This is a genomic window from Pseudomonas sp. FP2196, assembly GCF_030687715.1.
Lineage (GTDB): Bacteria > Pseudomonadota > Gammaproteobacteria > Pseudomonadales > Pseudomonadaceae > Aquipseudomonas.
The window spans coordinates 172144-192510 of sequence record NZ_CP117445.1 but is presented as its reverse complement, the minus strand read 5'-3'; the positions used below and the strand labels follow the sequence as shown (position 1 = coordinate 192510).

The following is a 20367-nucleotide window of genomic DNA, read 5'->3' as shown; positions in this document are numbered from 1 at the left end:
TTATGGGTTCCATTTATTGGAGAGCGCAGGCCGTACGGTTTTCAGGTCCGGCAGGTTGTCGAGAAAGTTGTCCGGGTAGTAACCGAAACTGGTCGCACCCTGGCGCTTGAGGCGTCCCATCCAGTCGGCCAATTGCTTGCCATCGATGTCGGCCTGATCTTTTTTGGTCCAGTCGCGCGCCTGCAATTCGAACACGGTGCGGTTCAACGCGCCGGGGCGCTTGCTGACGGTTTGCACCAGCGTTTCCAGCCACGGGCCGGACTCTGCCTGGGTCTGTTTTTCCATCAGGGGCATGGCCATCGGCGCCGTCCAGTCGTAGGTCGACAGGAAGTCGTCGAGGTTCTGTGCGTACCATTCTTCGCTGTGTGGATTGAGCATCGGCTCGGCGAAGATATTGCGCGCGGTCAGCACCTGCGGGCCTCGAATGGCGCGAACCTTGGCCGTCAGTTCATTGGTGAAGTCGATCAGGTAGCGGCTCTTGAATCGGGTCCAACGCTGCATGGCAGCCGGATCATCGCGCAACGCCTCGATCGAACCCGGCAAACCGCTGGCCGCATAGGCCTTGAGCGCCGCCGGGCTGGCATCTTCGAAGTCCGAGAGCACCGCATCGTCGTGGTAGAGAATGCCGTTGACCGAGGTCAGGCGCGCCACGTCTTCGTAGATTTCACCGATGATCCGTCGCACTTCAGGATCGAACGGCGACAAGCGTTGGTACTGATCCGGATCCACCGAGGTGATGCCGGTTTTCGCGTCCCAACGGGTCACGCGCGGCAGTTTCGAGTCGAGACCAAAACTCAGCACCGGCATCCACGCGAAGACCTTCACGTTAGCGCGGGTACGTAGTTGCCAGGCGACGCGGTTAAAAATATCCGCACGCACCGGCAAGTGACGGTTGGGGAAGTACAGCGAATGCACCAGGCCATCGCCCTTGGGATCGGCGAAGGCTTGCAGGAACACGGTGTTGGCACCCAAGTCAGCGATGCGCTGCACCAGTTTGCCGAGGTTAATGTCCTGCTGCGCCGGGTCCGGGTCGTAAACGTTGTCCAGATCAACATGCACCACGCGCATGACGAAATCCGACTGCACGTCGACGATACTGTTGGCGAAGCGCTCGCCGTCGGGATCCGAGGCGACGAGAAAGCGCGGGCTGCTCATCAGGTTATCGAGGGCGTCGAGACCGTCTTCGAGGGTCAGTGCCATTTCGTAGCCTTCATCGCCCACCACGGTCAGCGAAGTACCATCCGCCGCGCCGTATGGCCAGACCCACACGCGCGGTTTGTAACCGGTGACTTTGCGTATTTTTTCCGAAATGTTGTTCACGTCAGTGCGGATCCGCGCCTGGAAATCAGCCTCGGATTCATACCGTTTGGTCACTGGGTCATAACGTCGGGTGGCCGCCGCAGGCTGCAGGTTGCCCTGTGGGTTCGCCAAAATACCTTTGTGATTGGCGTCGGTGTGGGCAGCGATTTCCACCAGCCCGGAGCGTGAGATTTCGCGAATCTGATCCCAGGTCAGGAAGTCGGAACGCGGGCGCGGAGCACCGGCGAAATCCACTGGCTGGTTCAGCGGCGTGTCGATCCAGCTGCCGACCGGCGCCAGCAGCGCGTGCCAGTTGTAGGCGCGCAACACCGGCAGCACGCGGGTGTAGAAGCTTGAGTAACCGTCGTCGAAGCTGAGCAGAATCGCCTTCGCTGGCAGTTCCGGCCCACCCTTGCGTGCGGCCATGATCTGATCGACCGTCACCGGTTTGTAGCCGTTTTCCCGCAGCCAGGCGAGTTGCTCGATCAGGCGCTCGGTGCGCACCGCCACCACGGCCTGATCGGGGTCGCGATCTTCGACATCGTGATAGGCGATGCCCAACACATGATTTTTCGGCCACGGTTTTTCGCTGGCCGCCACCGGGCGCTCGGAGGGTGGTGCGAATGCCGGAGCTTGCTGGGCGCAGGCGCTGACCAGCAGCGCTCCCAGCAGAAGGATGAAACGCGAAATAAAAGGCATCTTCAAACTCTTCTAGAAGCGGAAAGTGAGGTCGACGAGCAGACGCAGATCGGTCTCCCGATCACCGTCGTAGGGCCGGTTGATCACACTGAGCAAACCGCCCACCTCGAACACGTCGTTCCAGGCGTAACGTTGGCCATAACCGAGCAACGCCATGCCGCCAGTGCCGTGATCACGCTGGCTGTACGTCCCCGCACCGGCCTGGAACTGCTGGCTCCAGGACGTTTCGTAGCGGTGATAGAGCACGTGATTGACGTTGACCAGTGGCATGACGCTGAAGTCGGATTTGGGATTGAAGTACGGCACGTCATCGGATTTGGAGTTGTGGCTGGTGCCGACTTCAAGCCCCGCATCGACCTGCACGTTCGGCGCGCTGTAAACGCCCTCGCGGCCGGTGAGCAAGGCTTCGACGCGGTTGTTGCCATCGCTGAAGTGCGATGGGCTCACCGACAGCCGCCACTCACGGCTTTCATTGGCGCGCCAGCGAATAAAACCGCTGCCGCCGCTGGCTTTGATGTCGCTGTTGAGCGCGCGCAACGGCGTCTCGGCGGAGAGGTATTCGAGGCTGCCGCCGTACTGCCAGTGGTCATTGATATCGCGGGCGATTGCCAGACGCGCGCCCTGTTTGTCGCCGAAGCCGTAATTGTGATTTGACACTTCGGCTTCAAGCGTCATGTCGCGGGTGCGACGCTCCAGACCGACACGTTGAAAACGGTGATGGCCGGTGCCTTCGGCGAAGTCCCCGGTGGCATATCCCGCGCCGGCAAATACGCGCCAGTCTTCATCAATCGGCGGGCTGTACAACGTAGTCTGAATGCCGAAGTCGCGACTGCCACTGACCGCGCCAGCATCACCGCTGCCACCGCCATTGGCCTTGCCGCCGTAGGCTTCGACGCGCAATTCGGACATGTCATGGACTTCACGCTCGCGGGCCAGACGTTGCACCTGACGGTTGTCCGGATAGCGAGCGACCACGTCGTCGGTCAGCGCATCCATCTGCCGCCATTCCTGCAACTCCATGGCGGCGCGCGCCTGAGCGATTTCCAGGCCCATGTCGCGCGGCACCATGCTCTCGGTTTCCTTGAGCTGCATCTCGGCGCGGCGCGGCCAGTTGCGAGCCAGGTACAGATCGGCCTGTGCCAGACGCAGGCCGGTGTTGCCCGGCGCCTGTTCGACCAGCGTCTGCAAGCGCTCCTCGCCGTGGGGCAGGTCGGAACCGTAGGTGCCGGCCTGCGCCGCGAGTTGTTGGGCATCCATCCACTCATCGTTGGGGTTGCCGATCGGCAAGCCCTTGAGTTCGATGCGTGGGCGCTGGGACTTGGCTGCATCCTCGGCGACTTTGCGCGCTTCGTCGGCGCGGTCGCTTTCCAGCAGCGAGTAGTACAAGGCGGTTGTGTCTTCGAGGCGATCACCGACATCCGCGTCCGGTGCCGCCAGCACTTGGCGATAGAGTTCGGTAGCGATTTCCGGCTGACGCTGATCGAGATACGACGCCGCTACCCAACGCAGGGCGTAGGTCGGGATCTTCACGCCTTCGGCTTGCAGCTTCTGGTATTCGCTGATGACGTCGGCGGTGCGCGCCCGCGCCTTGAGCGCGCCCATGCGGTCGATGCGCCAGCGGATCACGTCATCGTGAGCAGTGGCGTCGGGTGTCCAGGTCGCGAGCAATTTGTCGTAATCGGCCAGCGCGCGGTCGGCGATCACATAGCGTTCTTTTTCGCTGCGGGTGGCGAGTTCGGCGAGGCGCACGCGCTCGGCGGCCAGGTCGCCTTCGAGGCGGCGCAGGGTCACTGGATCGATCAGGCCCGGACGCTGATGGGCCAGTCGCAGCGCCGGCTCCGGCAGACGCGCCTTTTGCAGCGCGACCACGTATTCGCGGGCGACTTCAGGTTTGCTGCCAGCGCGGATGAAGGCCTGATCGTATTCAAACAGCGCGTCGTATTGCTTGCCGGCGCGGGTCAGCGCGTAGCCGAGCGCCAGACGCCGGGAAGGATCATCGGGTTTGGCCGCCACCAGCGCTTTGGCCCGAGTGACTGCTTCGTCGGGCTTGCCGGCATCAGCCTGAGTCAGGGCCAGACCCAGTTGCAGGTCTGCATTCTCCGGCTCCAGCGCCAAGGCCTTGTTGTAAACCTGGATCGCCTGATCCCAACGCTTGAGGTTGCGATAAGCGCGAGCGGTGGCGGTCAGCGCCTGAATCGGCAGCACGCGGTCACGGCCCTGGGTTTCATAGACCTGCACCACTTCGGCGTCGAGCCCGGCCCAACTGGCGATTTGCAGGTGATCACTGATCTGCCCGGTGGTCGCCTGACCCGCGGGCACCTGGCGCAGCACAGTCAGCGCAGGCGTGGTTTGCCCGGCACGAGCATCCCGCACCATCTGATCGTAGGGTGTGTCGGCAAACGCCAAGGCCGGCCAGAGCAATTGGCTGCACAGCGCGACTCGAAACAAAGGGCGTAAACCACGATGCAATACAGGAACATCAATACGCGGCATTCGTCAGCATCCTTACATGGCCAGCCGGGTCGCAATGCCCTCCTTGCCCATTCGTAACGGGGCCGAGCCAAGAACGCTCAGCCCAGCTTAGTCAGGCAGTTTGCATGCAAGCGTAGACCGAAATTCAGAACGCAATAATTGTTCAGAATCGGACGGCGGCTAACCCGCGACGCCGAAAACCCGAACGCCAGACAGCAAAACGCCCGGCGTCTGCGCAATGCAGAGGCCGGGCGCTGCTATTTAGAACGCAGAATTACTGCACTTGCGTGACGCCCGCGAACTTGTTCATCAGGAAGCCGATGAACTGCTCGACGGTCATCTTCTGACCGTTGAATTCCACCTGATTGGCGGCGTAATGCAGCTTGGTCACGACGTTGGTGCCTTCCACGATCGCCAACTGCGAGCCGACGGCCATGCCGGAGAACATGTCGGCCGCGCCGGTAGCCCCATCGACGATGGCTTTGGCATCGGTCTGACCATCGAGCTGCGCCTGCACGCTGAGCAGATCAATCAGCATCGGCTTGGACACGGTGATATTGAGATCAAGCAACGCGATCAGCTGTTTGCCCAGTTGATCCGGTGGCAGATCCATCGATTGCGGCTTGGTCAGGTCGATCACCAGATTGGCGCGACTCTCACCGTTGGCGGTTTTCAGCGACAGATTTTCCAGCGCCACTTGCGGGCCGGCGGCCAGCAGTTTCTGCAGGTCAGCCTTGACCTGCGCCGACTCGGCTTCGGTCAGGTTCAGCTCCGGTGCCGGCAGGCCGGCTGCGGTGGCTTCGGCGGCGGCTTTTTCGTATGGCTGCAATTTGGTCTGGTAAATCTGCATCAGCGACATCGTCGACGGGATGTCGAGGTTCTTCAGGCTCATGGCCATGCTGGCCGAACCGATTTTCTTGTCGTTGAGGGTGACTTCGCCCACCTTGTAGTCGGCGCGGCCCGACGCATTGCTGCCGTTCTCTTCAGTGAGGTTCTTCATTTCGAAGTTCTTCACGCCGAGCACCGCTTGCTTGGTGCCGAAGGTGGTTTTGCTGTTGGTCAGTTCGAGAGTGTTGCTGCCGGTGTAGTAGCCGTAGCTGCTCTTGGCGAGGTTGCTGGCCAGGGTCAGACCGTTGAGTTCGATCTGCACCGGCGCCTGATCTTCAGCCACGGTCACCAGTTTCAGGCTGTCCATGTAGCCGTCGGCCTTGACCTTTTGCGCCTGAGCGCTGGCGGAGATGTTCAGGGTCAGACCGGAGAATTTCAGGCTCGACTGCTCATCCAGCGCGGTTTCCAGTGGCAGCAGGTCGATAGTGCTAGTGGTGGATTCGTCGTAACCGATGTTGGTCACGCCCTTGAGCGGTGCAGCGCCCTTGGTGGCGGCGAACCATTTTTCGGTGGCCGGATTCTTTTCCAGCTCGTAGTTGCTGGTGGCCATGACCGGCAGCCACTTCAGCGACACCAGACGCGAGAACGGTAGCGGGCCGTGCTCGATGTGGTCGACGAACAGCAGCTCGACCGGCGCGTCGCCGAACATCTCGCCTTCACCTTTGAGGCGATAGTGCGCGGTGCTGGTAAAGGTGTGGCGCTCCAGCGACACCAGTTCCAGCGACGCGGTGCCGTTGGAACCGGCCATGGCGGTTTGCAGTTCTTTGTTGGCGTTAGAGACGGCGTTGTTCAATACGCCTTCGATCTTGGTCCCGGTGTACCAGGCCCCGCCTGCGCTGATGGCGCCGATGGCAACAACAATTCCGAGTAGCACGCCTGCTGATTTATTCATGAATGACCTGATCGATTCCGTGGCTGAAAGTGTGGTCGTCTTCCCTGAACCCGTGACCGGGTTGCGGCTCGACTCCGCTTAAATTAGGGGTGGAGATTAGCACTGGGCGCGGTAGACGGCCCAATGTTTAAAGGTGAAAGAGTGTCTATGGGGAGAATGGACAGTCGACAGGCTGGAAGAGTTTCGCTGTTTTTGCAGACGCCATCGCTGGCAAGCCAGCTCCCACAGAGTCTTGGGTGATCACAAAACTTGTGAACACCACAAAAACCTGTGGGAGCTGGCTTGCCAGCGATGAGGCCCGTTGATTCAAAGGAGATCAGGAATACTGAACCTCGATCTCATCGAGTTGATGATCAAAGCTCTTCAGCCGCGCCGTCCAGGTATACACCAGCACTTCAAAGTCCCGATCAATCACCGCCCCGCCCGGCCCATCGGCGCGTGGATCGCAGAAATCCAGTTGATAGCGCTCACGGGCCATGGCCGTGGCGACGTCGGACAATTCCCGGGCATTGTTCAGCCAGTGCCAACCTTCGCTGTCGATCTGCTTGTCGAGCTCCAGACACTGCTTCTTCAGCGCTTCGAGGCTTTTTTCCAGCGGCGTGCCGGTGAGTTCGCCCATGACTTCGGCGAAAGTGCGCCCGGGCTGCCAATAGCTGCCCCAGAAATACCGGTCGAACACGGTTTCGACCTTGCGCAGGGCGACTTTGGTGTCCCAGATCAGCACCAGGGTTTTGCCCTGTTCAAGTTGTCGCTTCTTCACCCGCTGAACCTGGAGCGATGCCCAGGCCACCACCACGATTGACATGACCGCGATCAGCGCGACGGCGCTGTCGAGGAAAACCATGGCCTTGTCGATCTGGTGGGCCAGCATGATGCCGTAAAAATAGGTGGCCGAGAGCAGCACCAAGGCTACGAGGGCGCACCAGAAGCCGAGAGCGTAAGGGTTTTTCATTATTGGTTTCCCCTAGACCAGCGCTAGCAATGTGCGCTGAAGGGGCGCTTTGCACGGGGCGCCCCTTCAACTCTTCAAAGCATAGCTATGGCCTCAGGGTTTGCTCGGGCTTGAAGCTTGCGTTCGTCCGCTTTCCCAACCGCCGCCCAAAGCGAGGAACAAATCGATCTGGCTCATGGCAACTTGAGTGTTGGCTGCGGCCAGTTGCGCGGTGACATCGGTGTAAGTGCGGGTCGCTTGCAAGTCGGCGAGGAACGACTCGCGGCCGGCCTGAAAGAAGCGGTGCGTCTGGTCTGCGGCCAGTTTTGCCGACTGCTCGGCATCGGCCAGGGCGTCACGACGCTGCAGCAACGCGCTGTACTGGGCCAGACCGGTCTGTGTTTCGCGAATGGCGTTGAGCACCACGCCGTCGAAATGCGCCAGTGCGCCTTGGGTCGACGCTTCAGCTTCGCGGATTCGCGCGCGGGCGCCGTTGGTCGGCACTTTCCAGCTCAGTGACGGGCCGAAACCCCAGCGATTGGTCGATGGGTCACCCAAGTCGTCAATAAGACCGACGGTACCGATGGTCGCGCCGATGCTGATGTCCGGGTACAGCTCGCCCGTGGCGACGCCGATGCCCGCAGTCGAGGCCGCCAAGCGACGCTCGGCCTGGCGAATATCCGGGCGACGTTTGAGCAGTGCGGCACCATCGCCGACCGGCACCAGTTGGGCGATTTTCGGCAATTCGGCGCAGGTCGCGGTGCCGGCAGGTAACTGGTCAACAGGCTTGGCCAGCAGCATCGACAGGCGGAACAGCCCGGCCTGACGCGCCGCTTCATAACGCGGCAGCTCGGCACGCAGGGATTTGAATTGGGTTTGCGAACGGGTGACCTGGGTTTCATCTCCACGCCCGGCGTCACGCAAACGCTGGGTCAGCGTGGTGCTTTGCGATTGCAGGTCGAGGGAGTGCTGGGCAATTTCCCGTTCTTCATTGGCCGCACACACCTGGGTGTAGGCGCGAACCACGTCGGCCACCAACGTGATGCGTGCAGTGTCAGCCGCCGCTTGAGTCGCGTCGGCGTTAGCCTTCGCGCCTTCGATACCGCGTTGCAGAGTGCCCCACAGATCGAACTGATAAGAAGCGCTGATGCCAATATCGCCGACGTTGTCGACCGGGACTTTTTCCGGCAGCAAAAACGCCTGACCGGATTCCTGCAAACGCTGGGCGCCCATCTTCACGCCTGCGCTCCAGCCACCTGCTGCTTCGGCCTCATCGACTTGCGCGCGAGCCCGTTGCAGGTTCGCCGCTGCTACACGCAAATCAGTGTTGGACGCCATGGCTTGCTGCACCAGTTGATCCAGTCGCGGATCCTTGTAAAGCCGCCACCAGTCCGCCGGCACCGGCGCCGACACCACCGGTTTGCCCGCAACGGCCAGTTCGCCCTGAAAATCCTTGCGCTGAATCGCCGCGTCATCGGGCACCTGATAGTCCGGCCCGACCATCTGGCAGGCCGAAAGCATCACGCCCAACCCGGCGATCATCAGGGCCCTGTTCATTGCGCAGGCTCCTGCTTTTGATCGTCGATGATCGAAACGGTGGCCGTGCGCCCGGCAATCATGCGGAAGTCAGCCGGTACATCATCGAAAGCGATGCGCACCGGAATCCGCTGCGCCAGCCGTACCCAGCTGAACGCCGGGTTGACGTTGGGCAGCAGGTTACTGCCGCTGGTGCGGTCACGGTCTTCGATACCGGCGACGATGCTTTCAACATGCCCGCGCAACCTGGCGCGGTCGCCGATCACGCGGATATCCACCGATTGGCCGACATGAATGCCGTCGAGTTTGGTTTCTTCGAAATAGCCGTCGATGTGGAACGAGTTGCTGTCGACCACCGACAACACCGGGCGCCCGGCGGTGACAAATTCCTGCGTGCGCGGCGCGCGGTCGTTGACGTAGCCGTCTACCGGACTGCGGATCACAGAGCGGTCGAGATTGAGCTGGGCGCTGTCCACCGTGACCATGGCTTCGGCCAATGCCGATTGCGCACGGGCGACTTTCGATTGGCTTTCTTCCAGTTGCTCGGCCGGCACCAGATTACCGAGGCCCCGGTTGCGCTTGGCTTCACGCTGCGCCTGGGCCAGGGTTTCTTCGCGATCAGCAACGGCGGCCTTGGCCTGACGCAGGGCCAGTTTGAAACGGTCCTGGTCGATGCTGAACAGCACCTGGCCGCGCTTGATCAACTGGTTGTCCTTCACCTCGACCTGCTGGATCAGCCCGGACACGTCCGGGGCGATCTGGATGATGTCGGCACGGATGTGGCCGTCACGGGTCCAGGGGGCGAACATGTAATACATCACCATGCGCCAGACGAGGACAACGGCAAAAGTCACGATCAGCAGGGTCAGTACCACGCGACCGATGGTCAAAAACGGTTTTTTCATGTCATCAGGTATCGACTGAGTGAGTCCACGCCGTACAGCAGCACGGCGTAGAGCGCCACGTTGAACAATGCCCGGTGCCAGACCAGACGGTAAAAGTGCAGCCGCGTGAGCACGCTGTGCACCAGCAGAAACAGCACATAAGTGATGCCCATCAACACCAGCAGGGTCGGCAGGAAAATGCCGCTGATGTCCAGATCACCGATCATAGGGGCGCTCCATCGGGCAGCGGTTCTTCGGGCTCGGCGCTGGAGACGAATTCGACGCCCGGCAGCAACGCCAGACGCAAACCACTCAAGGCGTGCAACAGGTGTAGACGGGTTTCTTCGTCGCCATGGCCATTGAGTGCGCGGCGGGTGCGGTCCAGGGTCATCAGCAAAGGGCTCGGCGCCGACAAGCGTTCACCAGCCTTGAGACAGGCACGGAAATACTCGCCGACCTCGGCGACCACTTGCTGCAACAGCGTCTTCGGCACGCCGGTGACCCGTGGGGTATAGGCGAGCAAATCAAGCAGGTTCAGGCCGACGCGCACTTCGCGCATGGCGATACCGGTGTCCTGGCCGGTCAGGGCCAGACGTGGCAGGTGCTGCATCAGGCGATCGAGCAGTTGCACGCCCAATTGCCGGTGTTCGGCCAGATTCGCCGGTTTAGTCATGTTGACGATGTCTTTCCAACTGAACCGGGTCAGGCGCTTGGCCGCCAGCTCGGCGCCGAACGGGCGCGCCACCAGTGTCCAGATGAACGCGAACAACAGGCCCATCGGCCCCGCGAGGTTGGAGTTCACGAAGGCGAAGAAGTCCGCGTCATACGCGCCCTGAATACTGATGAACGATGAGGTGTTGACCAGCGTCAGGAGCATGCCGAGGTAGAAACGCGGCTGCACCGTCAGCGTGCCGACGCAGATGAACGGGATGGCAAACGCCAACACCAGCATCGGGAAGTCATGCAGGTTAGGCAGAATCAGAAACAGATAGAGACTGGCGAACAGCACCGACATGCCCGTCCAGAAAAAGAACCGGTAAATCTGCGGCGCCGGGTCGTCCATCGAGGCGAAGAAGCTGCACGCCACCGCCGCCAGAATCACCGCACTGCCGCCGTCCGGCCAGCCGAGCAGAATCCACAGCACCGAGGCGACAATGATCGCCAGAATGGTCGAGGCCACTGAATACAGCATCAGCCCACGGTCAATGAACGGCGTCAGACGACCGAGGCGCCAGTGCCGGTAAACCGCGCGCCAGCTGTCCTGACGTTCGCAGAGGATCGCGTCCTGAAGGCTGCGGCAGTCCTGCCAAAGATCGATGAATTCACCGAGACGATACAAGGCGTTTGAGAACAGCAACTGCTTGCGATCCTCCAACGCTTCAGCGCTCGGTTGCAGGGCTTCGAGCTGATCTTTCAACGCTTGCCAGCGACCGAGATCGGCGTCCTTGTGCGCGAGCCATTCGCGCGTCGCGGTGAGCAGTGGCGCAAACTTTTCCACCAATTCAGGCGTGCGCCGCTCAAGGGCGTACAGCGAATCTTCCAGCGCATCGATCACCGGCAGCAAATGAATCATCCGCCCGCGCAACTCCTTGGTGTTACGCACGGTTTGCGGCCGAGAACCTTCGTGGGGCAACTGGCCGATCATCAATTCGAGGCTGTTGAAACTGGCGACCATGGCCATGCGCAGCGCGGTGACTTCTTCGGGCTGCACGTCGCGGCTGAGAAATTTCAGGCTGTAGGTCGAAGCGTCGGCGAACCATTTGCCCACGGCGTCGTTGAACACCGGCGCCAGGCGTCGCGGCCAGAACATCGCACCGACCACGGCGGCGACGGCGATGCCGAGGAAGATCTCTTCGGTGCGCGCTTCCGCGACGTCCCACACCGCCAGCGGGTTATCCACGACCGGCAAGGCAATCAGCGGCAAGGTGTAACCGGCGAGCATCAACGCATAGCTGTTGGCCGTGCGCAGATGCAGGGACAGAAACAGCAAAATCCCCGTCCACAACGCGATGACCACCACCAGCACATAAGGACTCTGCACAAACATCGGCACGAAAAAAACCGCCGCCGCCGCACCGAGAAAAGTGCCGACTGCGCGGTACAAGGCTTTGGAACTGGTCGGCCCGAGAAACGGACTGGAGACGATGTACACCGTAGCCATCGCCCAATACGGACGCGGCATTTGCATAAGCAGGGCGATGTACAGCGCCAGCATCGACGCTGCAAAAGTGCGGATCCCGTAGAACCAGTCCCGGGCCGGCGGAATGCCAGTGAAAAAACCGTTCAAGAATTGACCACCAACGGCGGATTGGCCGCCTCAAAAGCTCTGAGTACCCGAAGCGTAGCTTCCAGATCGCTCTGATCGATCCCTTCGAGCACCTCGTGACGCAAGCGCACCAGTTCGATTTCCACCGCTTGCACCAGTTCCCGGCCGGTGTCGGTCAGGCTCAGGCATTTGGCGCGACGATCCTGCGCATCTTCAGTGCGGCAGACGTAGCCCGAATGGCACAACTGATCGAGCAGACGCACCAGCGACGGACTCTCCATCCCGGCCGCTTGCGCCACCTGCACCTGACGCACGCCCTCACCCAACCGGCCGATCATCAACAACGGTACGGCGCAGGCTTCGGAGATTCCGTAATTGACCAGCGTGGTCTGGCAGATCTTCCGCCAATGCCTGGCGGCCACCACCATGGCACTGCTGATGTTCATCTGGAGAGCGTCGAGGGAATCGGACACGGGAAAATGCACACTGTTAGTTTGCTAACTATCAATATCGCATTGGTGGGGAAATTCAGTCAAGTTTTGAAACAAATTGGCTGTTGGCCGAAAGGAAGGGACACGCCGGGGTGTACTCAGCGTTTTTTTGCATTCGCGTACACGCTGCTGCGCTCGCGTTTTCCTACCGCGACTACAGAAACGACGACTCGCGCATCGATTACTTGATAGACCAATCTGTAGCCAGAGGCCTTGAGTTTGATTTTGTAACAGTCCGGCATGCCATGGAGTGCATCCGCTGACACTCTCGGAAGCGCCAATCTTTCCGCGAGCTTTTTCTTGAATTAATCCCGGAGCGTATGACCCAGCTTGTTCCACTCTTTATGAGCAGATGGCAGAAATTCGAGCTTATAGGTCATCCAGGCTTACCGAAATGGGCGTTTCATGGCTGCGCGAACGAACAATTTCAGCCAGCTCCAAATCATCAAGCCGCTCCATCATCGCTTCGTAAACATCGGCAGGCACCATGTAGCCCATGACGCGATTATGGTTCAAAACAGCCACAGCTCCGCCATGTGCGCCGCTAAGCACTGCTGTAGGGTTTTTCTTTAACTCGGAAACACTGACGGCCATATCGGCCAGAATACTTTGCATAATAAAGACCTCAATTGAGGTCGCAATACTGGTCCATTTTTAGCGCATCGACAACCGTAAAAACAGTCAGGCGCCATGCGGTTGCGCGTTGGCTACCCCGCCCGCCCCTTACGCAACAACACATCCAACTGATCCACCACCTCCGCCCAATCAGCGTCATCCAGAATCTCGTCGCGCAAAAAATCTGCCTGACTCTTGCTCCAGAAAAACGCATCGGCCAGATGCAGTTCGGGTTTGAGTGGGGAATGAGTGGCGATGAATTGCTCGATGCCGGTGGGGTCGTTGTCCAGGCCGAGTTGTTTGAAGAGGGATGGCAGGCTGTGGGTAGGATTTTCCATTGCGCGATTCCTTGGAAAGAGTGGTGTCTGGAAAAATTTTCGCGAGCAGGCTCTCTCCCACAGTTTGACTGCGATCCCCTGTGGGAGCGAGCCTGCTCGCGATGGCCTCAGTGGCAGCGCCGCAACATTAATAACTCAACTCCCGCACCTCGGCATGCGGCACCATTTTCAAAAACTCGGGCATGCTCATGTGCAGCAGGTAGTTATGGTTGCCAGCCTCCAGATAAATATCTTTCTGCCGGGTCAGCAGTGGATCAATGACCATATCCAGGCCATAGGAATCACCCAGCGGCGGCACCGCGCCGCGTTCGCAGTCGTCGAAGATGTGCGCCAGATTGCTTTCGCGAGTCAGTTGCCATTCGCCGCTGTTGCGTACCTTGCTCAAGTCCAGGTGATGGCTGGCCGGCAGCACCGTCATCAGGTAATGCCCGTGGTGGTCGTCGAGGATCACCGATTTCGCCACGCGCTCGGCGGGCACTCCGGAAACCCTTGCGGTTTCGAGGCTGCTGGACGAGTGCCGGTGGGCGACGATGTCATATTCGCAATGCGCCCGGGTCAGGCTGCTTTGCACCTTTTTGGCCATACGCATGATGCACCTCGGTGTTGCGCTGAACGTTGTTGCCGTGTCTTTGAGTCTAGTTCGGCACACCGCTGGCGCAGGGAAATCCGCCCACTGGACACACCTGCGGATTGATCAAAACTCAGACTTCGACGATTGTCCTTCGGTTGGCGATTGAGTTGCTCAAGGGGATGGCAGATTTGCCGGACAAATCCTGACGACCTCAACCACCCGACGATTAGTTCACGACGTCCGCTACCGTTGCACCATTTCTGCTGCCGGATACACCGACTCCCATCCTCCGCCCAGCGCCCGATACAACCCGACCATCGCCAACGAAACCCCGGTGGAGCTTTCCACCCACTGCTCCTGAGTCGCGAGCAACGCGCTCTGCACGGTGAGCACGTTGACGAAATCGACCACGCCTTCGACGTATTGCTGTTGCGCGGTGCGCAGGGCGATCTGGTTCTGGCGCACGGCTTCGGCGAGGCTGTCGCGGCGACGCTGGCTGGCGTTGTAGGCGGTCAGTTGATCGTCGATTTCGTGCCAGGCGCGCAGTACGGTTTGCTGATAGCCGATGGCGGCTTCCTGTTGCTGGGCTTCGCGCAGTTGCAACATGCCGCGCAGGCGGCCGCCGTCGAACAGCGGCAGGCTGAATTGCGGGCCGATACCGAACGCGCGCGAGCCCCACGAACCGAAGTCACTCAACTGCATCGCTTGCGAGCCGAGGTTGCCGGACAGGGTGATGCGCGGGTAGAAATCGCCCTTGGCCACGCCGATGTAGGCAGTGGCGGCGTGCAGCCGTGCCTCGGCCTGGCGGATGTCCGGACGGCGCTCAGCCAGTTGCGACGGCAGGCCGATGGCGACTTTGAGCGGCGACTGCGGCACCGCCGCGTCTGTGGATAACTCGTTGGCCAAAGCTTGCGGCGGCTCGCCCATCAACAGGCTGAGCGCGTTGATCAGTTGCGATTGGCGTTGTTCCAGCGCCGGCAATCGCGACTCGATGGCCGCGACTTGCGCGGCGGCTTCGGCGACGTCCAGGTCGGTGGCCACGCCATCGTTCAGGCGCAGTTGCGAGAGATTCAGACTGTGGCGAGCAACGTCGAGGTTTTGCTCGGTAACGGCGCGGGTGTTCTGCACGCCGCGCAACTGGATGTAGTTCTGCGCAGTGTCTGCGAGCACAGCGAGCAGCACACCACGACGGTCGTTTTCGGCGACTTCGAGGTTGGCGTCGGCCGCTTCGGTTTCGCGGCGCACGCGGCCCCAGAAATCCAGCTCCCACGAGGCGGAAAAACCGGCGTCCCACAGATTGAACGCGGAATCGCCGTTGTTTCCGGACGGATCGTTGAGACCTTCGCCGCTGTTGCGTTTGCGTGCGTAGCTGCCGGTAGCGGCGGTGTTCGGGTAACGATCGGCGCTGATCACCTGACGCGCCGCGCGGCTTTGTTGCAGACGGCTGCTGGCCAGTTGCAGATTGAGGTTGCTCTTCACGGCGCGCTGGGTAAGGGCCGACAGTTGCGGGTCGTTGAAGACTTCCCACCAGCGTTCGTTCAACGGTTCGCTGATGGCTTGACCGGGGGCGGATTTGCTCGGTTTTGCCCAATCGGCGATTTGTCTGGTTTCGGGCTTTTGGAAGTCAGGCCCCACTGTGCAGGCGCTGAGACTTACTGCGAGCAAGGTACTTAAGGTGAGTGGCTGCCACTGGCCCAATCGCTGGCAAGCCAGCTCCCACAGGGATTGTGCAGGTTGACCGAATTGTTTCGCCCCGACGGTGGACGTTGTGGGAGCTGGCTTGCCAGCGATGAGGCCTGTCGATTCAACACCCATCATCGCTGAGTCACCTCACGCACCGACGTCGCCGAGCTACGAGTATCGATACTCGCCTCCACCGACATCCCCACCCGCAGCCGCTCGGCCAGTGGCTGGCCCGGCTCCAACACAATCTTCACCGGAATCCGCTGCACCACCTTGGTGAAGTTACCGGTGGCGTTATCCGGTTTCACCGCCGCAAAGGTCACGCCGGTCGCTGGCGCAATACTCTCGACGCGACCGCTCAGTGCCTCGCCACCAAGACTATCGACGCGCACCTGCACTTGCTGGCCCGGTTGCACGTCCGTCAGTTGCGTCTCCTGAAAGTTGGCGACCACATAGGCCTGCTGCAACGGCACCACCGCCAGCAGCTTGCTGCCCGGCGTCACATAGGCGCCAACGCGCACGGCACGCTCGCCGACCATGCCGTCCTGCGGCGCGGTGATGCGTGTGTAGGAGAGTTCGAAACTGGCGATTTCCAGCGCCGCTTGTGCATGCTTCAAAGTGCCTTCGGCGGCATCACGCTGCGCGGTGAGGACTTCGACCTGCTTGCGCTCGGCGGCCAGTTTTGCGCTCGCCGTGTCCAGCCGCGCGGAGGCCTGATCGATACGCGTACGAGCCTGTTGCGCGTTCTGCACAGTGCCGGCACCGACGCCGGCGAGGTGGTTGTAGCGATTCAATTCCTGCTGGGCGAAGGCCATTTCAGCCTTGGCCGAAACCACCGACGCCTGCGCCTGAGCGATCACCGAGGTCTGGCGCTCCAGCGTGGCCTTGGCGTTCTGCAACTGCGCACGGGCGACCAGGGTTTGCGCATCAGCCGCTTCGGCGGCGGCACGCAAATCGCGATCATCAATCAGCGCCAGCAACTGCCCGGCCTTCACCTGCTGGTTGTCTTCCACCAGCACTTCCTTGATGAACCCGGCCACGCGCGGTACCACCAAGGTGAAATCGGCGGAGACAAACGCGTCGTTGGTGTTCTGCTGAGTACGCTTGCCAAACAGGCCAGGCACCGCCAGATACAACAGCACGCCTACAGCCAACGCAGCAGCGATGGCCACCGCGAGTTTTTGCTTTGCTTGAGTCGTCATAAAAACCTTCATTGTTCAGTACCGCAATCAGGTCGGTGCGCGCGGCGGGAAAATCCGCGTCGGCAACCAGAAAATCAGCAGGATCAGCGCCACTGCAACGCCGGCCATGCACACATAGAGATCAGAAGAAGTCAGCACCACGGCCTGTTCGTGCAGGCGATAGGCAAGGCCCGGATCGCTGCGGTCGGCCAGCGGCGAATTGCCGAGGCTGTCGACCAGCATGGTCGAGTGAAAATGCAGGCGCGCCGTGGTCAACGCCTCAATCACGCCGGTGGCGACCACCGCCGCCAGGCCTTTCACGGTGTTGAACCAGGCCGAGGCAAACGGCCCGTCCATTGGCTGGATGCTGCCAGTCGAGAGCATCAGCAGCGGCAGCACCGACATCGGCTGACCAAAGATCTGCAGCCATTGCAGGACGTAGAAATTGTCGCGAATCCACGCCGAGGTCAGCAGCGAGCCGCCCAGACAGGACAGCGTCAACATGCTCAAACCAATCCCGAGCACCCAGCGGCAATCGACCCAGCGCAGGTTGCACAGGGCCGCCACCAGCGGCAGCGCGATCAACTGCGGCAACGCCGCGATCAGCATGATCGGCGCGGTCTGCACCGGGCGATAACCCTGCACCTGCGCCAGATAGCTCGACGGAATCAACACCACCGCTTGCAGCACCACCAGCACGCCGGCCAGGGTCATCAGCGCGAATGCCAGGTTGCGGATACCGAGCATCTGCAACTTGAAAAACGGAATCGGCTGCGACCACTCGTTGATCAGAAACGCCACCAGCAACAGCGATCCGGAGCCGAGCAGCGCGCTGATCAGATTCGACTCGAACCAGTTCAACCGATTGCCCTGCAACAGGCCGATCACCAGCATGCAGATCGCCGGAAAACCCAGCAGCAGGCCTTTCCAGTTGAACGTCTTGAGGCGCTCAAGGCGCAGCGGATCCTGCGGGATGCCGTAAGCCACCATGAGCATGGCGATCAGGCAGGGCCCGATGATTTGCCAGAACGTCCATTGCCAGCCGAAGTATTCAGTCCACAGCCCGGCCAGCGGTGTGCCGAGGCCGGGGCCGAAAGTGGCGGTGAGTGCGTAACCGGCCAGTCCATACAGCTTGAAGTTCGGCGGCAGAAATCGCAGGGCAACGGTCATCAGCATCGGCGGCAACGCACCGCCGGCCAACCCTTGCAGGGTGCGCATCAGCAGCAGGCTTTCGTAGTTCGGGGCGAACGGACAGAGCACGCCGAGCAAGGTGAACAGGCTGATCGCACAGAGGGTGAAACGGCGCAGCGAAAAGGTCACCGAACACCACGGCGCGAACGCCATGGCTGCGACCGAGGTGGCGGTGTAACTGGCGACCAGCCAGGTGCCTTCGTCGTAACCGATGTTCAGCGCGCCGCGAATGTCGGCCAGCGCCACTTTGGTCACCATCTCGTTGAGGCCCGACACCAGCACCGCGATCAGCACGCCGACCAGGCCGATGATGATCCGCGCCCCGAACACCGGTGGCGTGGCCGCCGTCGCCGGGCTGGCCGCAGCGAGAGGCGCCGGGGCCGTCAGGGATGTCATGAATGCAAACTCCGGAGGGAAAAATACCGGAGCATATTAGTCGGGCTTAGTGCTGACGAAAATTGACTTATCGGCAGGTTATAAGTGCGTTATACGCAATTATTAAATGGCTGGGCGGCGAGCCAGGTCTCATCGCAGCAAGTCTTGAGGGTTTCACGCAGCCAGCGGTGCGCCGGATCCTTGTCGAAACGCGGATGCCAAGCCTGGGTCAGCATCAGCGTCGGCAGCGGAATCGGCAGATCGAACGAGCACAGCTTCAGGCCCAGTCGCCGCACACTCAGCAGCGCTTCTTTGGGTACCGGCAGAATCAGATCGGAATCCGGCAAGGCAAACATTGCCGCATGGAAACTCGGCGCGATCACCGCCACCCGCCGTTCCAGACCCAAGGCGTTCAACGCCGTATCGATGGGCCCACGGGCAATGCCACGGCGCGACATGCTGATATGGGAAAACCCGGCATAGCGCTCGGCGGTGATTTCACCTTCCAGCAAAGGATGATCTTCGCGAACCAGGCCCACAAAATGGGTGGAGAACAGGTTCTGTACCTTCACCTCTGGAGTCACCGGGCGAGTGTTGCTGACGCTCAGGTCGATCCGCCCTTCGCGCAGGGCTTCATCGTCGCCATCGCCTTCCGGGACGAAGCGCAGTTCACAGTGTGGTGCCTGCTGGTCGAGGGTATCGAACAGCTTGCCGCCGTAAACGCCGATGAAAAAATCGTTGGCGCGGATGCTGAAACGCCGGCGTAAGGTGCCCAATTCCACGGTGTCAGCCGAGCGGAACAACAGCGCGGCCTGCTCGACCACATCGCGCACCTGCTCGCGCAACTCCAACGCTTTGGGTGTCGGCACCAGGCCCCGACCGGCGCGTACCAGAATCGGATCACCGATGGCTTCGCGAATCCGCGTCAGGGTCCGGCTCATGGCTGCCGGGCTGAGGTTCATTCGCCGCGCGGCGCCAACCACGCTGCCCTCGTCGAGCAAGGCGTCGAGGGCGACCAGAAGGTTCATGTCCGGGAGTTGCATGCTGAGCACTCTTGGCTGATCTGGATTGATCTGTACGCAATGCTAGCAGATCAAAAGATCGCAGCCTTCGGCAGCTCAGGGGAAACATCAAACCCATGTAGGAGCTGCCGAAGGCTGCGATCTTTTGATTTTCAGCGCTGCATACCCCAGCGCTTCACCGTCACTCTCTCCAGCGTATCGAACACCAGGTTCTCCACCAGCAAGCCAATCAGAATCACCACCGCCAACCCGGCAAACACCTTGTCGGTGTACAGCTCATTGCGATTCTGAAAGATGTACCAGCCCAGGCCGCCCTTGCCACTGGTCGCCCCGAACACCAATTCAGCCGCGATCAACGTGCGCCAGGCAAAGGCCCAGCCAATCTTCAGCCCGGCAAGAATCGACGGCAACGCCGCAGGAATCAGGATGAACAGCACAAAACGCATGCCCTTCAGGCCATAGTTGCGCCCGGCCATGCGCAGGGTTTCCGAAACACCAAGAAAACCCGCGTAAGTGTTCAGCGCCAGCGCCCACAACACCGAATGCACCAGCACGAAAATCAGGCTGTTCTGCCCCAGCCCGAACCACAGCAAGGCCAGCGGCAGCAGGGCAATCGCCGGCAGCGGGTTGAACATCGACGTCAACGTGCTCAACAGATCGCGACCCAACTGCGTCGACACCGCGAGCGTAGTCAGGGCAAACGCCAGGACGATGCCGATCAGATAACCCTTGGTCAGCACCACCAGCGATATCCACACCTTGCCGAGCAATTCGCCACTGAGCAGGCCGTCGTAAAGCGCATGGCTGGTCTGTAAGAAACTCGGCAGCAGCAGATCGTTGTTCTGCACCCGAGCAACGATTTCCCACAGCACCGCGAGCAAAATCAGGATCAGGCTTTTTCGCAGCCAACTCTGTTGCCAGAGCCGTTGGCCCAGTGGCAGTTCGCGCTCGACCGGCACGCTGGTCAGCGGCTCCAGCAGGGTTTCGAATTCTTGTCGTACGGATGATGAATGGCTCATCGGGCAATTCTCCA

At 60.9% G+C, this 20367-nt stretch carries 17 protein-coding genes and 1 pseudogene; all 18 read right to left on the bottom strand.

Annotated elements, in window-relative coordinates:
• Positions 1 to 1998 (bottom strand): poly-beta-1,6-N-acetyl-D-glucosamine N-deacetylase PgaB, encoded by a 1998-nt coding sequence (gene pgaB / locus PSH79_RS00825; protein WP_305440769.1) that lies wholly within the window; start codon positions 1996 to 1998, stop codon positions 1 to 3.
• 12 nt (positions 1999 to 2010) lie between these two features.
• Entirely contained in the window at positions 2011 to 4491 is a 2481-nt protein-coding gene (gene pgaA, locus PSH79_RS00820) for a poly-beta-1,6 N-acetyl-D-glucosamine export porin PgaA (RefSeq protein WP_305440768.1), read from the bottom strand.
• 253 nt (positions 4492 to 4744) lie between these two features.
• Positions 4745 to 6250 (bottom strand): YdgA family protein, encoded by a 1506-nt coding sequence (locus PSH79_RS00815; RefSeq protein WP_305440767.1) that lies wholly within the window; start codon positions 6248 to 6250, stop codon positions 4745 to 4747.
• Positions 6251 to 6566: 316 nt separating this feature from the next.
• The gene (locus PSH79_RS00810; protein ID WP_305440766.1) at positions 6567 to 7202 is read right to left on the bottom strand and encodes an NADH:ubiquinone oxidoreductase subunit N; all 636 of its coding nucleotides are present in this window, start codon (positions 7200 to 7202) and stop codon (positions 6567 to 6569) included.
• Positions 7203 to 7295: 93 nt separating this feature from the next.
• A complete protein-coding gene (locus PSH79_RS00805) occupies positions 7296 to 8738 on the bottom strand; it encodes an efflux transporter outer membrane subunit (RefSeq protein WP_305440765.1) in 1443 nt (480 codons plus the stop codon).
• Positions 8735 to 9622 (bottom strand): HlyD family secretion protein, encoded by an 888-nt coding sequence (locus tag PSH79_RS00800; protein WP_305440764.1) that lies wholly within the window; start codon positions 9620 to 9622, stop codon positions 8735 to 8737. The genes PSH79_RS00805 and PSH79_RS00800 overlap by 4 nt, the downstream gene beginning before the upstream one ends.
• Positions 9619 to 9828: a DUF1656 domain-containing protein gene (locus tag PSH79_RS00795; protein ID WP_187680305.1), complete on the bottom strand. Its 210-nt coding sequence runs from the start codon at positions 9826 to 9828 to the stop codon at positions 9619 to 9621. The genes PSH79_RS00800 and PSH79_RS00795 overlap by 4 nt, the downstream gene beginning before the upstream one ends.
• Positions 9825 to 11888 (bottom strand): FUSC family protein, encoded by a 2064-nt coding sequence (locus PSH79_RS00790; RefSeq protein ID WP_305440763.1) that lies wholly within the window; start codon positions 11886 to 11888, stop codon positions 9825 to 9827. The genes PSH79_RS00795 and PSH79_RS00790 overlap by 4 nt, the downstream gene beginning before the upstream one ends.
• The gene (locus tag PSH79_RS00785; RefSeq protein ID WP_095190382.1) at positions 11885 to 12313 is read right to left on the bottom strand and encodes a MarR family winged helix-turn-helix transcriptional regulator; all 429 of its coding nucleotides are present in this window, start codon (positions 12311 to 12313) and stop codon (positions 11885 to 11887) included. Before PSH79_RS00785 ends, PSH79_RS00790 begins: the two co-directional genes overlap by 4 nt.
• A gap of 143 nt (positions 12314 to 12456) precedes the next feature.
• Positions 12457 to 12738, bottom strand: a pseudogene (locus tag PSH79_RS00780) (type II toxin-antitoxin system RelE/ParE family toxin).
• Positions 12728 to 12973, bottom strand: coding sequence for a type II toxin-antitoxin system Phd/YefM family antitoxin (locus PSH79_RS00775; RefSeq protein ID WP_305440762.1), 246 nt, complete (start codon positions 12971 to 12973; stop codon positions 12728 to 12730). The pseudogene PSH79_RS00780 and the gene PSH79_RS00775 overlap by 11 nt, the downstream one beginning before the upstream one ends.
• A 92-nt stretch (positions 12974 to 13065) precedes the next feature.
• Positions 13066 to 13311: a DUF2789 domain-containing protein gene (locus PSH79_RS00770; protein WP_305440761.1), complete on the bottom strand. Its 246-nt coding sequence runs from the start codon at positions 13309 to 13311 to the stop codon at positions 13066 to 13068.
• Positions 13312 to 13438: 127 nt separating this feature from the next.
• Positions 13439 to 13900, bottom strand: coding sequence for an aminoacyl-tRNA deacylase (locus PSH79_RS00765; protein ID WP_305440760.1), 462 nt, complete (start codon positions 13898 to 13900; stop codon positions 13439 to 13441).
• 225 nt (positions 13901 to 14125) lie between these two features.
• Positions 14126 to 15700 (bottom strand): efflux transporter outer membrane subunit, encoded by a 1575-nt coding sequence (locus PSH79_RS00760; RefSeq protein ID WP_305440759.1) that lies wholly within the window; start codon positions 15698 to 15700, stop codon positions 14126 to 14128.
• On the bottom strand, positions 15697 to 16767 hold the full coding sequence (locus PSH79_RS00755) for an HlyD family secretion protein (RefSeq protein WP_305440758.1): 1071 nt from the start codon (positions 16765 to 16767) through the stop codon (positions 15697 to 15699). The genes PSH79_RS00760 and PSH79_RS00755 overlap by 4 nt, the downstream gene beginning before the upstream one ends.
• A 27-nt stretch (positions 16768 to 16794) precedes the next feature.
• Positions 16795 to 18333 carry an MFS transporter gene (locus tag PSH79_RS00750; protein WP_305440757.1) on the bottom strand — a complete coding sequence of 513 codons (1539 nt, stop codon included), beginning with the start codon at positions 18331 to 18333 and terminating at the stop codon, positions 16795 to 16797.
• 89 nt (positions 18334 to 18422) lie between these two features.
• Complete coding sequence (locus tag PSH79_RS00745) at positions 18423 to 19355, bottom strand: LysR family transcriptional regulator (protein WP_305440756.1); 933 nt, start codon at positions 19353 to 19355, stop codon at positions 18423 to 18425.
• 131 nt (positions 19356 to 19486) lie between these two features.
• Complete coding sequence (locus PSH79_RS00740; RefSeq protein WP_305440755.1) at positions 19487 to 20353, bottom strand: ABC transporter permease; 867 nt, start codon at positions 20351 to 20353, stop codon at positions 19487 to 19489.
• Positions 20354 to 20367 lie beyond the last annotated feature (14 nt).

What these genes read in the sequence shown, in the direction of transcription:
- pgaB (WP_305440769.1), bottom strand. Translation starts at nt 1,998, where the DNA reads ATGCCTTTTATTTCGCGTTTCATCCTTCTGCTGGGAGCGCTGCTGGTC.
- pgaA (WP_305440768.1), bottom strand. Translation starts at nt 4,491, where the DNA reads ATGCCGCGTATTGATGTTCCTGTATTGCATCGTGGTTTACGCCCTTTG.
- PSH79_RS00815 (WP_305440767.1), bottom strand. Translation starts at nt 6,250, where the DNA reads ATGAATAAATCAGCAGGCGTGCTACTCGGAATTGTTGTTGCCATCGGC.
- PSH79_RS00810 (WP_305440766.1), bottom strand. Translation starts at nt 7,202, where the DNA reads ATGAAAAACCCTTACGCTCTCGGCTTCTGGTGCGCCCTCGTAGCCTTG.
- PSH79_RS00805 (WP_305440765.1), bottom strand. Translation starts at nt 8,738, where the DNA reads ATGAACAGGGCCCTGATGATCGCCGGGTTGGGCGTGATGCTTTCGGCC.
- PSH79_RS00800 (WP_305440764.1), bottom strand. Translation starts at nt 9,622, where the DNA reads ATGAAAAAACCGTTTTTGACCATCGGTCGCGTGGTACTGACCCTGCTG.
- PSH79_RS00795 (WP_187680305.1), bottom strand. Translation starts at nt 9,828, where the DNA reads ATGATCGGTGATCTGGACATCAGCGGCATTTTCCTGCCGACCCTGCTG.
- PSH79_RS00785 (WP_095190382.1), bottom strand. Translation starts at nt 12,313, where the DNA reads ATGAACATCAGCAGTGCCATGGTGGTGGCCGCCAGGCATTGGCGGAAG.
- PSH79_RS00775 (WP_305440762.1), bottom strand. Translation starts at nt 12,973, where the DNA reads ATGCAAAGTATTCTGGCCGATATGGCCGTCAGTGTTTCCGAGTTAAAG.
- PSH79_RS00770 (WP_305440761.1), bottom strand. Translation starts at nt 13,311, where the DNA reads ATGGAAAATCCTACCCACAGCCTGCCATCCCTCTTCAAACAACTCGGC.
- PSH79_RS00765 (WP_305440760.1), bottom strand. Translation starts at nt 13,900, where the DNA reads ATGCGTATGGCCAAAAAGGTGCAAAGCAGCCTGACCCGGGCGCATTGC.
- PSH79_RS00760 (WP_305440759.1), bottom strand. Translation starts at nt 15,700, where the DNA reads ATGATGGGTGTTGAATCGACAGGCCTCATCGCTGGCAAGCCAGCTCCC.
- PSH79_RS00755 (WP_305440758.1), bottom strand. Translation starts at nt 16,767, where the DNA reads ATGACGACTCAAGCAAAGCAAAAACTCGCGGTGGCCATCGCTGCTGCG.
- PSH79_RS00750 (WP_305440757.1), bottom strand. Translation starts at nt 18,333, where the DNA reads ATGACATCCCTGACGGCCCCGGCGCCTCTCGCTGCGGCCAGCCCGGCG.
- PSH79_RS00745 (WP_305440756.1), bottom strand. Translation starts at nt 19,355, where the DNA reads ATGCAACTCCCGGACATGAACCTTCTGGTCGCCCTCGACGCCTTGCTC.
- PSH79_RS00740 (WP_305440755.1), bottom strand. Translation starts at nt 20,353, where the DNA reads ATGAGCCATTCATCATCCGTACGACAAGAATTCGAAACCCTGCTGGAG.